This window comes from Alcaligenes faecalis (assembly GCF_002443155.1).
GTDB lineage: Bacteria > Pseudomonadota > Gammaproteobacteria > Burkholderiales > Burkholderiaceae_B > Alcaligenes > Alcaligenes faecalis.
Genome location: NZ_CP023667.1, coordinates 2,289,584 through 2,302,538 on the forward strand (window position 1 = coordinate 2,289,584; position 12,955 = coordinate 2,302,538).

The following is a 12,955-nucleotide window of genomic DNA, read 5'->3' on the forward strand; positions in this document are numbered from 1 at the left end:
ATAGCATAACAGCTGAACATGAACGTCATGTTTTCGCTGTCGGCCATGCCCCGTCTATTCGGCCTGAATGCAAACCGTCCTGACACGGCCCGCACCGCTCATGGCCTTAAACAGCAGGCCCCTTCGCTGGCAAGAACTGGAAGGGTTTGGCTGGCTTGAAGTGCTCCAGCGCTTCACCCATATAGACCGTGCTTTGCTCAGGCCCCAGATCCAGCTTCATGACCTTGCCCGTCTCGGCCGAAAAGTCGACCTTTTTCATATCCACCCAGAACGCACCGGGGGACAGCACCGAATCAAAGTAGTACAGGCTGCGCTGGTGGTCGAACACCGTGCGCCAGCGTGTCGACGAGTTATTGGGCTGATCGGGCACCGTCATGCCGTAAGGGGTGGACGCATTACGCATCACGCTCAGCACGCTGGCCACGGCCTTGTCATCGCTCAGATTGCGTGGCACAGCATCAATGTAGAAAGAAGCGCGAGCAAAGCGGTCGGCAGCACGGCTGGTGCCCGGCAACATATTCATGCCTCCTACCGACTGCCAGTAATCACGAATAGCCAATTGCTGGTCAAAAGTCGGCGAGTTCGTCATCACCTGATACTTGCGGCTGTGGTGGATATGCTGCTTGCCATCGATGTACTCAATAATGGCGCTATCACCCGAGGAGTCCGACATGGACAAATGCAAGGTCGCCAAACGCTCTTCATTGGGAACCTTGTCGCTGATCACCACGAAGGGGTTCTTTTCCAAGGCAGCCACCGCTTCAGCCACCGTTGCGAAGTTATCCAGAACATATTGCCCCCACAAGGACATGCTCAAGGTTTTGTCACCTTTTTGAGGGGTGGGGTACTCCGACTCCACCAACCACAGCAAGTTGACGTTCAGTCCCTTTTCATTTGCACCGTCTGTCGAGGCCAGGTCGTAACCCGAAGCAATCACGCTGCCATATTTGGATGTCCATTCAATCGACGAGGGACCTGCTTCACCGCTGCGCTTGGCGCCACGAGGAAAAATCCAGAGGTTGGTTCCAACGTCCAGCTTCCAGTCCATGGAACGACCGGTAATCACCTGACCGTTATCACCCAAAAAAACAGCTCGAGTACACGCCTGAGAGGCCGCAGGCACCAAAGCCAGCCCAACTGCGCAAGCCAGCAAAGTACGACGACATTTTTTTAGCAACATCTTTCTCTCCAGAGACGGCTAGCCGCCCAATCAATGAAACAAAAAACCGACTGTGTGCACAGCCGATACATTGGACACGGGTGTAACAAAAACAGGATTAGGACAGCGCGTCAAGCCAAGTGACAAGTTGTGGCAGAAGACCTACAGATACATGAAAAAGAGCTCTCTTGATTTGAGAAACACAGCGTTTAGATAATAATAACTGTTCTCATTATTGTTCCTTCTTCTGAGTTTTATGTCTCCCCTGTTCCCTCTCTCTCCGGCTGCCCGTGCCGTAGCCATTCTTGCTGGCTCCATCGCTCCTTTCTCCTGTACCTTGGCTCAACAAAGCGTCAACCAGCTCGACAATATCGTGGTGACTGCTTCCGGCTTTGAGCAAGCGGTTCAAGATGCCCCCGCCTCCATCAGCGTCGTACCACGTGCCGAACTGGAAAAGAGAGCCTACCGTGACGTCACAGACGCATTACGGGATGTACCTGGCGTGGTAATCACAGGTGGTGCAAGTGGTAGTGATATCAGCATTCGAGGCATGGCGTCGGCCTATACCCTGATCCTGGTTGACGGCAAGCGACAAAACTCGCGTGAGACACGTCCCAACAGCGATGGTGCCGGTATCGAGCAGGGGTGGTTACCCCCCATGCAGGCAATCGAACGCATTGAAGTGATCCGTGGCCCCATGTCGTCCTTGTATGGCTCGGAAGCCATGGGCGGTGTGATCAACATCATTACCCGCAAAGTCCACCAGGAATGGACCGGATCCTTACGTACGGAAGGGACCGTCCAGGAGGACTCCAAGTCCGGCAATATTTATCAAGGCAATTTCTATCTGGCAGGCCCCATCAAGAAAGACATGTTGGGCCTGCAGATTTATGGTCAGGAATCCCGTCGCAACGAAGACGAAATTCTTAACGGCTTCAATAAGCAGAACACCTCCTCGGGTACCGTCAAGCTGACCTTGACCCCTTCGGCCAACCACGACTTTACCGCCGAGTTCTCCCGTACTCTGCAAGAGCGTACGTCTACGCCTGGCAAGAGCATGGCAGCTGAAACCTGCGGCAAGAACGGTAAATGCACACCCAACGAAATCTCCACCAGCAAGTATTCGCGCAACGTGTTCTCTTTGGGCCACAACGGCCGCTGGGGACAAGCAGTCTCCAACACCTACGTACAACGTGAAGAGATTGATAACCCCGGCCGTAGCATGTTCCTGAAAAACACCGAGTTCAATACGCAATGGAGCCTGCCTTTGGGCAACCATATGCTGACCTCGGGCTTTCAATATCTACATGAGCAACTGCGTGACACCAACAATCAATACAAACCAGATGTCAGCCGCCTGAGCCGCGAGCAATGGTCTGTCTTTGCTGAAGACGAATGGAGCATGACCGACAACTTTGCCCTGACCGGCGGCGTGCGCATGACTCACGACGAGAACTATGGCAATCACTGGACACCCCGTCTTTATGGTGTCTGGCATGCCACCGAGCAGCTGACGTTGAAAGGCGGCGTCTCCTCCGGCTTCAAGGCCCCTTCCCTGCGTTCTGCCGTGGCGGACTGGGGGCAGATCACAGGTGGCGGCGGTGGCGTACCTGCTGTGATCGTTGGCAACCCGAATCTGAAGCCGGAAAAGAGCCTCAGCCAGGAACTGGGCATTGTTTGGGACAACCAGAACGGTATGGTCAACAGCCTGACGTTCTTCAATACCAATTTCAAAGACAAGATCTCTGAAACTCGCCGCTGTACAGATCCGGATGGCCTGCCTAACTGCCACGTTTTCCCAGGTGATCAAGGCTACAAATTCATCAGTGACCGCGTCAACGTAGACAAGGCCATCATGCGCGGTGTGGAAGCATCCACAACCTGGTCAATTACTGATGACCTGCGCCTGGCCGCCAACTACACCTATACCTACTCCAAGCAAAAGAGCGGGGACTTCTCCGGTCAGCCTTTGAACAAGATGCCCAAGCATATGTTTAACGCCACCCTGGATTGGGATGCCAATGAACAGCTGGGCTTGTGGACTCGCGTCAACTACCGTGGCAAGACTTCGGACTACCTAAGCCGCACCAGCATGGCTCAAGGCACCCCATCCTTCACTTTCCTGGATGCCGGCCTGAACTACAAAGTCAACAAGACCACCACGGTTGGCTTTGGGGTCTACAACATCTTTGACAAGCGCGTCACGGATGAAACCTTTGATGCTGTGTATGACGGCCGCCGTTACTGGGCTCAGCTCACCGTCGGTTTCTAAAAACACCGCTTCATGCAAAATCAAAAAACGGCCCTTCACGGGCCGTTTTTACATATCAGCTCAACCCAGCCATTCAAAACTCCAGGCAGTCAAAAAACCCCGGCAATCTTGCATAGCTGTCCATGAGCTGATCAATCAGATACGCTCTGTCTCGGGTTTCCAGAGCCAGCAGGTTTTCCCGGTAATCCTCGTCGGCCAAACCAACCGCACTGCGGCCGGGATCCACTCGGGCACCAGCCAGAAGCTCGGACAACTTGGGGTCTAGCAAGCCCTCCAGGGCAGCGCGCAAGGCCAGCTCTTGGTCAGTGAAACCAACTTGCCCGCTCTGACCAGCATGTAACGCCGCTTGCACTAGGGGCAACAACTTATCAATATCTTGCTTGCTAAGGTAAAACACATGCATGACACGTTCTCCACGGATTGGTGATCGGCTGGTCCAGCATACCGAAAGAAACAAGACTGGCGCTAGTACGCCATCATTTACAGAATTAAAAAGGGGGCCCATGACAATAATGCGTAAACTCACTCACTCCCGCTGGTTTCTGCTGGGATTATTGCCATTAGCGGCCCTGGCCCACGCTCAAGCGACGGGTCCCAATCCGGCTCCGCTGCCCGAAACCAAGGCTGGGGGCTCTCCACGTTACGCATTTCAAATCACCCCCTACGCCTGGATTACCGGCTTGTCCGGGAAGTCTTCGCCGTTCAAACGCGCCCCCTCGCTGGATATCGAAAAGTCCTTTTCCGATGTACTGCACGATCTGCGTGCCGCCGCCTTTCTGAACACCTGGGCGCGGCGCGACCGCTATGTACTCAATAGCGACCTGCTCTACGTCAACACACGTGAAAGCGAGGTGGTGGGAGGCTTGCCCTTGGTAGGCGCCGCCCAGGGAACAGTAGACACGCGCCTGTTCATGGCGACCTTGCAAGGCGGGTATCGAGTCTATGAAACCGAACAGGCCAGCATCGATGCATTGGCCGGTTTTTCGTATTGGGATATTCGCACCCGCGCCCATCTGAGCACAGCGGGCCGGACCAGACACCACGAAGAAAGCTTCAACTGGGTGGACCCCATGATCGGACTGCGTGCGTTCTACCGCTTCACCCCCGAGCTGTCCACTCATGCACAAGTACATCTGGGCGGCTTTGATGTGGGCTCACGTCTGAGCTACCAGGCCACGCTGACGCTGAACTACGACCTGTCGGAGCATTTCTCCTTTGCGGCCGGATACAAACTGCTGGATGTGAACTATCGTCGCTCCGGCCATGTCTTCGATACTCGCATGTCCGGTCCCGTACTGGGGCTGAGCTGGCGGTACTGATTGCACGTCAAGGGGCGGCCAGGACCGCCCCTTTACACCTCAGATCAAGCCATACCATCTACCTGATGACGACGCTCCCAGAAACGCGAGGCCACCTTGCCAAGCAGGTCATCCCCTGTCTTGATCACAAACACCCCCTTGTCCACGGATACGCCAGCCCGATCCAGCAAAGGCTGAGCGGCACCGTTGTGACCAATGGCCTTCAAGTGCCCATAGGCATCCGCCACGAAATCAACCGCGGCCTTGTTATTACACAGCTTTGAAGCCTGCTCCTGTGTCAGCAGCAAGGCGACCGCATCAAACAGGACCGAAGGGGCGCCTGCGATCTTTTCATCGGCAGCCAACAGGGTACCATCCGACAAGGTCACCCCTCCGACCTGCGGAGCAATCAGCTTGACGGCCACACCAGCCTCTTGAGCGCCAGTCAGCAACATCTCCAGCAAACCCTTGTCCGCCCCATCCGTCACCAGAATGCCCAGCATCCGGCCTGCAACAGGTGTTTTCTGAGCCAATATGGACAAGGCTTTAGAAGGCGTCATATCCACGGGTTTGCGAGCCGGTTTGGCAGGCGGCGGCAAATCCAGGCCCAAGCCCTGGGCCGCTCGTTTGGCCAGATCCTCATCAATCACACGCATATGCGAGAGCACTCGCACACGAACATGGTTAAGTTGAACCTTGGATAGCTCAAAGACCAAGCCGGCAATCAGATGCTCCTGCTCGACTTCCGTCTGCGAACGATAAAACAAACGGGCCTGACTGTAATGGTCAGCAAAAGACTCCGCCCTTACCCGCAGTTTCACCCCATCGTCTACCGTGCTGGGGAAGCTGCGAAATCCATGGGCCTGAGCACGGGGCCCAGCAGACTCGCCCGCCTCATCCAGGCTGTTAGGCTCATAGGTCGCACGTCCTTTGGGAACCTGGGTTTGCATCATGCCGTCGCGCTGCATGTTACTGAACGGACAACGGGGCGCATTAATGGGAATCTGATGAAAATTGACCGTTCCCAGACGAGATTTCTGTGTATCGAGGTAGGAGAACAAACGGCCTTGCAACAAAGGATCGTCCGTAAAGTCGATGCCCGGAATAATGTTGGACGGCAAGAAGGCGACTTGCTCGGTCTCTGCAAAAAAGTTGTCGGGATAACGATCCAGCACCATGCGACCCACAATTTTGACCGGCACACTTTCTTCGGGAATAAGCTTGGTCGCATCCAGCACGTCGTAGTCCTGCTTGTCGGCCCATTCCTGATCGAAAACCTGCACGCCAAGCTCCCACTCCGGAAAGGCTCCGCTTTGAATGGCCTCGTACAAATCGCGGCGCAGGTAATCCGAATCCGCGCCGGAAATCTTGACCGCCTCATCCCATAAGGTCGACTGCAGACCCTGTTTGGGCTTCCAGTGAAACTTCACAAAATGCGACTTGCCCTTGGCATTCACAAAACGGAAGGTATGCACGCCAAAGCCCTGCATCATGCGAAACGAGCGCGGCAAGGCTCGGTCCGACATCAACCACATGACGGTATGCAAGGACTCGGGCATCAGGGAGACAAAATCCCAGAAAGTGTCATGGGCTGACGCTGCCTGAGGAAAGCCCCGGTCCGCCTCGGGCTTGACGGCATGAATCAGGTCCGGAAACTTGATGGCGTCCTGGATAAAAAAAACGGGCATATTATTGCCCACCAGATCCCAGTTCCCTTGCTCGGTATAGAACTTGACGGCAAAGCCACGCACGTCACGCGGCGTGTCTTTGGAGCCTTTGGATCCGGCTACCGTTGAAAAGCGGCAGAACACCGGCACCCGATGGCCTTCCTTTTGAAATACACAGGCCTGAGTCAATTCCGGAATGGCTTGCGTACATTCAAAATAACCATGCGCCCCCGTGCCGCGAGCATGAACGATTCGCTCCGGGATACGTTCATGGTCGAAATGAAATATTTTCTCGCGCAGGACAAAATCTTCCAGCAGAGTCGGGCCACGCGCCCCAAATCGCAAGGAGTTCTGATTGTCCGATATGGGCGTGCCATGGTTGGTCGTCAGGCCAGTATGGCCAAACTGATGCAACTCCCCGCCTTGACCCACGGCATCCTGATTGGTCCTGGCTGCGGATTTTTTCGTCACCATATGTCCTCCAGTCGAGTCACATAACAAACCCCGCTCCGCAGGTTTGACTTCAGCAGTGATACGCAACGATGTGGTGTTCAGGCGAAAAAAAACAAACCAGGCTGCCAGAGTATCCCAGCACTGGGCATCAAGACCTCAGCAGCAGGGTTTGTCTGAACGATGAGCATGAGCCTGCCATCACCGCGCGCTCCAAATAAACGACGTAGCTGGCACGTCAAACCCGGACGTGCCATGCCTCAAGCTCGCCAACTCCTTCGGGATGCACCATGTTCATCCTGCGAATATTGCAGCTTGAAACAAGGGACAGGCACCCCGTCCTGCTAGGGTGCCCTTGGAAAAAGCCTAGGAGTTTTAATGACTTGATGTGCGAACCAATCTCTCGAAACGTAAACAAGCATGTCCACATTTTTTTCGTGACAGGCCGGTAACTGTCCGACCAGCGCTGGCATCATGCCCGCGTCCTCGCTCTATACTGAGCACGCTTTAGCGGCTGCTCAAGCGCATGCCCCCGTTTCTTTTTGGAATGATTTTGTGTTTCAAGTCACTGCCCTCGTTTTCGCCCTGTATGTCGCCTGGCGACTGATCAAACCTTTATCGATCAAACCCTGGATCAAGTGGCTGTTAAGCGCCCTGGCCCTTGCTGCTACCTTGCATCATTACACCGTCGCTTTGTTCTGGGGCACCCGCGCTTCACCGGAAATTCCCGCTCACGTCATCATGGTCTTGGGTTGGGCTTTTGGGGCGGTCTTGCTGGCCGCCTGCTTTACCCTGATCACCGATCTGACAGGCTTGCTGATGCGTGTCCTGTACAAACCTGTCGGACTGACGCTGCTACGCTCCCCTGCCTTGCGCGGCGTGCTGGGCATCGCCGCTGTCAGCCTGTCCGCCTTGGGTGTGTGGCAAGCGGTGCAAGTCCCGGACGTAAAATCCATCGAAGTCAAAGTCAAAGGTCTGTCCCCCAGTCTGGATGGCTTCAAGCTGGTGCAACTGACCGATCTGCATGCCAGTCGACTCCTGCAAGGGCCGTGGATACAAGCCATTGTCGATAAAACACAGGCTTTGCAACCGGATTTGATTGCGATTACGGGCGATCTGGTCGATGGCACCGTGACGGCTCGCCGTGACGATGTCGCTCCCCTGCAGGCCCTGTCCGCTCCCAAAGGAGTATGGGTAATTGCCGGCAACCACGAGTACTACACCCAGTATCAGCCCTGGATAGAGCACTTCAACAGCCTGGGGCTACGTTTGCTCCTTAATGAGCACAGCATTATTGAGCAAGGCGATGCAGCTTTCGCCTTGGCTGGCATCACGGACAAGTCGGCAGCGGTGCATGGACAGCCCATGCCCGATGTGACCGCAGCGGTCGCGGGTATCCCGGCCGGCATGCCCATCATCATGCTGGCTCACCGCCCCGATACCGCCAAGGACAGTGCGGCAGCCGGGGCGGCGTTGCAACTGTCAGGACATACGCATGGCGGCCATATTGTGGGCATGCACAAAATTGTGCAGATGGCCAATGATGGCTATGTGGGTGGCCTGTATCAAGTCGGTGATATGCAGCTGTATGTCAGCTACGGCGCCGGGCTGTGGGCAGGCTTCCCGCTGCGTCTGGGACGCGCCTCGGAAATCACCTTGATTACCTTGCGCGCTTCCTGAGCCGGAAACCAGAACCAGAGCTTCACGACACGCTGCGCAGCGCCCGTCGACACAGGCGCTGCACAGCGGCATTATCGGGAGATTGCGACTGCCATTGAGCACATAGATCGCGCACCCACTGTGGCTGATCCTTGGCCGCATCATTCAAGTAATTGGCGACCGAATCCTGCACATAAACGCTGCCATCCTGGTACAAGACCTCCAGAATCGGCAACATGCGTTCTGGTTCCTTTTTCAGAATGGCGATATGTGCGCACCACACGCCCCGGGGGCGCAGCGCTTCGCACGCAAATCGCCGCAAATATTCCGAGTCTGAACGCGCCCATTGCAGCAGGGTCTGAATCGATACATCCAGCTCTGCCACCAGTTGAGGGCGTACCGCCATCCAGGCCCATTCGCGCACACCGAAATGCGGATCATCCGCCAAGGGACGCAATGTTTCCAGACGCTTAGGGACGCTTAAAGATGCGCGGGCTCCCACCATAAAGCAGGCCCAGCCGCGCACCAAATCAGAAGGATGTTCCAGACAACGCGCCCAAGCCCCCTCACCATAGGTTTCCAATAAATATTCCCCTATGGCTTTCATGCGCTTGAGGATGCCCAGTTCAGCCAGGGCGTCAATTTTCTGCGCGCCCTGCTTATCCAGATCCGGAAACACAGTCGCCACCAGCACGCGCTGATCAATAGCCAAGGACTCGGTCAGCGTAGCGGCCTGGATTTCTCCCTTGGACAGAGCCAATAAAACGTCGGCGGGTATGTCCGCGATCTTGGCATACCCCTTGCGGGTTTCAGTACTCATGGTGCTTGCTCCCCAGCAGCCGCTTTGCTCAACAAGGCACCAAGCTGTGTGCACTCTGCCTCGGACAAGTGCTTGAACAAATTGCCTATCCACTGTGCGTGGGTTGCTACCAGCATCCTGGCCAGTTCCGCCCCCTGAGGGCTCAGTTTCACCATGACAGAACGCCGATCTGCCTCGGCCGCAAAGCGTTGCACCAGGCCCGCCTTGAGCAGCCCATCCACCAGGGTTGTAACGGTTGCCCGCGTAACGCCTGCCCGCTCAGCCAGAATGTGGGAGGGCATGCCGTCGGGCGCCTCTTCCAGCAGAAACAAAAGCACAAAACGGGCTTCGCTCAAGCCATGGGGCGCCAGCAAGGCGGCGCAGTCTCGATCAATACGAGCGGACAAGGACAGGAGCTGAAAACACAGGGACATACCCTGAACATTGACGCCCTTCTGCTGCTCTGCGTGCGAGAGCAAGGCCTGATATTTCGCTTCCAGTTTCATAATTCGATATCAAATAATTTGATATCGAATCTTAATAGCGGATCTGCTCAAAAACAAGAAAAATAAAAGAAGCCTGCTGGTCCGAAATAAAGACGGGCTGATTCCACATCATGCCAATCGTATCCATAAAGTGGAATATGCCCCGATAGTAAGGAGCCTATCTACAAAGACAGCCGATTTTTCGCTAAAAGAGTGTCGCCAAAATTCGACAATGCCACATTTTAAGCTTGATGCTTACGAGAGAGGCTCACGCATGCGGTAAGGTATAAGGCTGGTCAGGTATCAGCCCTGCCAACTATCATCAGCAGCACACATGGAATCCGATTACCAGCATCATGAATAGCATCAAGAAATCGAGCAAATTGGCGAATGTTTTGTACGATATTCGCGGCCCCATCATGGACCGGGCCAAGCAAATGGAAGACGAAGGTCAGCAACTGATCAAGCTGAACATCGGCAACTTGGCGGTATTCGGTTTTGATGCCCCGGAAGAGATCCAGCTCGACATGATCCGCAACCTGCCCAACTCCTCGGGCTACTCGGACAGCAAAGGTATTTTTGCCGCGCGTAAAGCCGTCATGCACTACACCCAGGAGCAAGGCATCAAGGGTGTGACGCTGGAAGATATTTACCTGGGCAATGGCGCCTCTGAACTGATTGCCATGGCCACCAATGCTCTGCTGGATGATGGCGACGAACTGCTCCTGCCCATGCCCGACTACCCGCTGTGGACAGCGGTTACCAGCCTGTCCGGCGGTACGCCCGTCCATTATTTGTGCGACGAGTCCAACGGCTGGATTCCTGACCTGGACGATATCCGTTCCAAGATCACTCCCCGCACCAAGGGCCTGGTGGTCATCAACCCGAACAACCCTACCGGCGTGCTCTATCCGGACTCGGTGTTGCAAGCCCTGGTCGATATTGCCCGCGAATTCAATCTGGTCTTGTTGGCCGACGAAGTCTACGACAAGGTCTTGTTTGACGACATGAAACACACAGCGCTGGGCAGCCTGTCTACCGACGTGCTGACCTTGACCTTCAACTCCCTGTCCAAGAGCTACCGCGCATGTGGTTACCGTGCTGGCTGGCTGGTGATTTCCGGTGACAAGAAAGCAGGTGCCGACTACATCGAAGGGCTGAGCATGTTGGCCAATATGAAGCTGTGCGCGAACGTGCCCGGCCAATGGGCCATTCAGACCGCCTTGGGTGGCTATCAAAGCATCAACGATCTGGTTTGCGAGGGTGGGCGCCTGCGTCGTCAGCGCGATCTGGCTTACGAACTGATCACCGCCATTCCAGGGGTCAGCTGCGTGATGCCCCACGCCGCCCTGTACATGTTCCCGCGTCTGGACCCCGAGGTTTATCCCATCAAGGATGACCGCCAGTTCTTCCTGCAACTGCTGGAAGCCACCCGCGTGATGCTGGTACAAGGCACGGGCTTTAACTGGCCTCATCCGGATCACTTCCGCATGGTGTTCCTGCCACACGAGCCAGACCTGCGCGAAGCCATTAGCCGTATGGCCAAGTTCCTGAAAGACTATCGCATCAAACACGGTACGGAACGGCCTGAGTTTGCCCAAGCAAGCACTTCTGCCGTAGATAGCGCCGAAGCTGAATAAAAAAACCGGTCTCAATAAATAAGCCAAGGATTCACTCTCCTTGGCTTTTTTATGGCACTCAAGATACTTGAGACAATTGCTCCGCAACCCAATCAATAAAAACACGCAGCCGAACATTCGTATGTTTGCTACGGTGAAAAGCCACATACAAGGGCATAGGGTCCATCGTCCAATCAGGGAATAACGCGATCAAGCGCCCTGCGTGTACCGCTTCCTTGGCCAAATACTCCGGCAAGCAAACCAGCCCCAAACCCGCTTCGCCCGCTGCCAGATAGGCGTTGCCATCATTCACGGCCAAGCCATAACGGCCTGGCAAAGAAACCCGCTCTTTATGGCGACGCAAGGCATAAGGAAACGGTTTGTTCTGATGTTCCCACAGGTATCCCACCATTCGATGTGCAAGCCCTTCCAGCTCTTTGGGATGTACAAGGGGACCAAACTGCTCCAGATACGAGGGTGCAGCATAGATGGACAGATGCAGCTCCCCGACCCGCTTGGCGATCAAGGACTGATCTTGAATCTGACCACCCCGAACCACACAGTCCATGCTTTCATCCAGCAAATCTACTGTCTTGTCGCCCACCCCCATATCCAGCTGAATATCCGGGTAGCGTGCGTAGAACGAAGGCAAGGCGGGCACCAGCACGCGGCTGGCTAAAGGGCTGGGCACATCTACCCGCAAACGGCCACTGGGCGAAGCCAAGGCTTGGGCCAGGTCCCGCTCACTGTCCTCCAGATCGGCCAGCAATTGCACTACACGCTCAAAGTAGAGTGCTCCGGCACTAGTGACGCTCACCTTGCGCGTCGTGCGATTCAGCAAGCTCACCTGCAAGCGTGCCTCCAATTGCTGCACTAAATGTGTGGCCCTGGTTCGGCTGATATGCAAAGTTTGGGCCGCCTTGGTAAAGCTGCCCGTTTCCACTACCTTGGCAAAAGTACGCATCGCTTCGAAACGGTCCACGTATTATCTCCAGTTAGTAGCAGTGATTATTTGGATTATAGAAATAGTGTTGTTTGCCATCTAGCGTTTATCTATCCACGCACAAGACCTACAGTGCATAGCTCAATGAACTTCACCTGCCCAGCAGGCACTGGAAAGCATGATGACTACCTCACGCCAAGCCGTATTTCCCACCGAACGCCAAGCCTTGTATGAGCGCGGACATTACTCGCCGGCGATTCGTTCCAATGGCTTCTTGTTTGTTTCTGGCCAAGTCGGCAGCCGCGAAGACGGCTCACCCGAGCCGGATCTGGAACAGCAAATACGCCTGGCCTTTGAGAACCTCAATACCGTGCTGGCCGCAGCAGGTTGCAGCTTTGCTCATGTGCTGGATGTGACGCTGTTTTTGGTGAACCCGGAAGCCAATCTGGAAACATTGTGGAAGGTTCTGCCGGACTACTGGGGGGATGCGCCCTACCCGGCACTGACAGGCGTAGGGGTGCCTTGGCTGTCGGGTTTTCAGTTTGAAATCAAGGTGGTGGCACAACTTCCTGAACAAGCCTGATACGCAAGCTCTTATCGTCTT

The 12,955-nt window shown here is 55.3% G+C and carries 11 protein-coding genes; 5 read left to right on the forward strand and 6 right to left on the reverse strand.

The window, feature by feature from the left end; all coding sequences use genetic code 11:
• Positions 1-106 precede the first annotated feature (106 nt).
• Positions 107-1,180: a linear amide C-N hydrolase gene (locus CPY64_RS10775; protein ID WP_042481758.1), complete on the reverse strand. Its 1,074-nt coding sequence runs from the start codon at positions 1,178-1,180 to the stop codon at positions 107-109.
• Positions 1,181-1,415: 235 nt separating this feature from the next.
• Here CPY64_RS10775 and CPY64_RS10780 point away from each other — a divergent pair, with 235 nt between their 5' ends.
• Entirely contained in the window at positions 1,416-3,431 is a 2,016-nt protein-coding gene (locus tag CPY64_RS10780) for a ligand-gated channel protein (protein WP_052362885.1), read from the forward strand.
• A gap of 73 nt (positions 3,432-3,504) precedes the next feature.
• On the opposite strand, the gene CPY64_RS10785 is transcribed toward CPY64_RS10780, so the two are convergent.
• Positions 3,505-3,834 (reverse strand): hypothetical protein, encoded by a 330-nt coding sequence (locus CPY64_RS10785; protein WP_042481761.1) that lies wholly within the window; start codon positions 3,832-3,834, stop codon positions 3,505-3,507.
• Positions 3,835-3,943: 109 nt separating this feature from the next.
• On the opposite strand from CPY64_RS10785, the gene CPY64_RS10790 reads away from it, so the two are divergent.
• Positions 3,944-4,750: a hypothetical protein gene (locus CPY64_RS10790; protein ID WP_226791362.1), complete on the forward strand. Its 807-nt coding sequence runs from the start codon at positions 3,944-3,946 to the stop codon at positions 4,748-4,750.
• Between the two features lie 44 nt (positions 4,751-4,794).
• Here CPY64_RS10790 and CPY64_RS10795 read toward each other — a convergent pair whose 3' ends face one another.
• Positions 4,795-6,870: a catalase gene (locus CPY64_RS10795; protein ID WP_042481764.1), complete on the reverse strand. Its 2,076-nt coding sequence runs from the start codon at positions 6,868-6,870 to the stop codon at positions 4,795-4,797.
• 531 nt (positions 6,871-7,401) lie between these two features.
• On the opposite strand from CPY64_RS10795, the gene CPY64_RS10800 reads away from it, so the two are divergent.
• A complete protein-coding gene (locus tag CPY64_RS10800) occupies positions 7,402-8,526 on the forward strand; it encodes a metallophosphoesterase (protein ID WP_042482216.1) in 1,125 nt (374 codons plus the stop codon).
• 22 nt (positions 8,527-8,548) lie between these two features.
• Here the strand turns inward: CPY64_RS10800 and CPY64_RS10805 are convergent, their stop codons facing one another.
• Both CPY64_RS10805 and CPY64_RS10810 read right to left on the reverse strand, forming a co-directional pair.
• The gene (locus tag CPY64_RS10805; RefSeq protein ID WP_042481767.1) at positions 8,549-9,325 is read right to left on the reverse strand and encodes a HEAT repeat domain-containing protein; all 777 of its coding nucleotides are present in this window, start codon (positions 9,323-9,325) and stop codon (positions 8,549-8,551) included.
• On the reverse strand, positions 9,322-9,810 hold the full coding sequence (locus CPY64_RS10810) for a MarR family winged helix-turn-helix transcriptional regulator (protein ID WP_042481770.1): 489 nt from the start codon (positions 9,808-9,810) through the stop codon (positions 9,322-9,324). The genes CPY64_RS10805 and CPY64_RS10810 overlap by 4 nt, the downstream gene beginning before the upstream one ends.
• 335 nt (positions 9,811-10,145) lie before the next feature.
• On the opposite strand from CPY64_RS10810, the gene CPY64_RS10815 reads away from it, so the two are divergent.
• Entirely contained in the window at positions 10,146-11,429 is a 1,284-nt protein-coding gene (locus CPY64_RS10815; RefSeq protein ID WP_042481772.1) for a pyridoxal phosphate-dependent aminotransferase, read from the forward strand.
• Positions 11,430-11,487: 58 nt separating this feature from the next.
• On the opposite strand, the gene CPY64_RS10820 is transcribed toward CPY64_RS10815, so the two are convergent.
• On the reverse strand, positions 11,488-12,390 hold the full coding sequence (locus CPY64_RS10820; protein WP_042481775.1) for a LysR family transcriptional regulator: 903 nt from the start codon (positions 12,388-12,390) through the stop codon (positions 11,488-11,490).
• A 142-nt stretch (positions 12,391-12,532) separates the two neighbouring features.
• Here CPY64_RS10820 and CPY64_RS10825 point away from each other — a divergent pair, with 142 nt between their 5' ends.
• The gene (locus tag CPY64_RS10825) at positions 12,533-12,934 is read left to right on the forward strand and encodes a RidA family protein (protein WP_042481779.1); all 402 of its coding nucleotides are present in this window, start codon (positions 12,533-12,535) and stop codon (positions 12,932-12,934) included.
• Positions 12,935-12,955 lie beyond the last annotated feature (21 nt).